This is a genomic window from Ruegeria sp. E8, assembly GCF_056533985.1.
This window is the reverse complement of record NZ_JBQFOY010000060.1, coordinates 1-850: the sequence shown is the minus strand read 5'-3', so window position 1 is coordinate 850 and position 850 is coordinate 1. Positions and strand designations below refer to the sequence as shown.

Sequence of the window (850 nt, the reverse complement as noted above, 5' to 3'; positions counted from 1 at the left end):
TGCCATAGGCCACAACCGAGCCGGTAAAGGTGATCGCACCGATGAAAATGCCCAGGAACAGTTCCACGTGCAGGATCGCAAGCTCAGCCGGTGTCTTCTTGGCGATCAGCTTGGCGAAGGCTCCCAGATCGGACAGATCCGCCTGCGATGCACTATCGGCGATGGCCATGACCTGCGCCACGTTGCCGATCTCAAAATGCGCGTTGAAACCTACGAACACAGCCGCAAGACCGACCAGCGAGTGCATCGCGGCCACCAGCTGCGGCATCTCGGTCATCTGCACGCGCTGCGCCACATATTGACCGATCAGACCGCCACCCGCGATCAGCAGCAGCGACAGCAGCCACAGGCCGGAACCCGGACCGACCAGCGTGGCGAAGACCGCCAGCGCCATACCGACGATACCGTACCAGACCGCGCGCTTGGCGCTTTCCTGGTTCGACAGACCGCCGAGCGAAAGGATGAACAGAACAGCCGCAACGACATAGGCGGCAGTAGTGAAGCCAAATTCCATGTGCCCGGCCTCCTTAAGATTTCTGGAACATGGCAAGCATGCGCCGGGTTACGAGGAAGCCGCCGAAGATGTTGATCCCGGCCATGAAGACGGACAGCGCCGCCAGCAGAATGACCAGGAACGACCCCGACCCGATCTGCATGAGCGCCCCCACGATGATGATCGACGAGATCGCGTTGGTGATCGCCATCAGCGGCGTGTGCAGGCTGTGCGCGACGCCCCAGATCACCTGGAAGCCGACAAATATCGCCAGCACGAACACGATGAAATGCTGCATGAAACTGGCCGGAGCGACCAGCCCCACCAACAGCATCAGCGCGCCACCGACACCCAGCA

The 850-nt window shown here is 61.3% G+C and carries 2 protein-coding genes; both read right to left on the bottom strand.

Annotation, left to right across the window (positions count from 1 at the left end; translation table 11 throughout):
• On the bottom strand, nucleotides 1-514 hold a 514-nt coding region (locus ACR0LF_RS23640), incomplete at its 3' end, for an NAD(P)(+) transhydrogenase (Re/Si-specific) subunit beta (protein ID WP_480584113.1).
• A 13-nt stretch (nucleotides 515-527) separates the two neighbouring features.
• The coding region (locus ACR0LF_RS23635; RefSeq protein ID WP_480856499.1) for a proton-translocating transhydrogenase family protein at nucleotides 528-850 on the bottom strand (323 nt) is incomplete at its 5' end.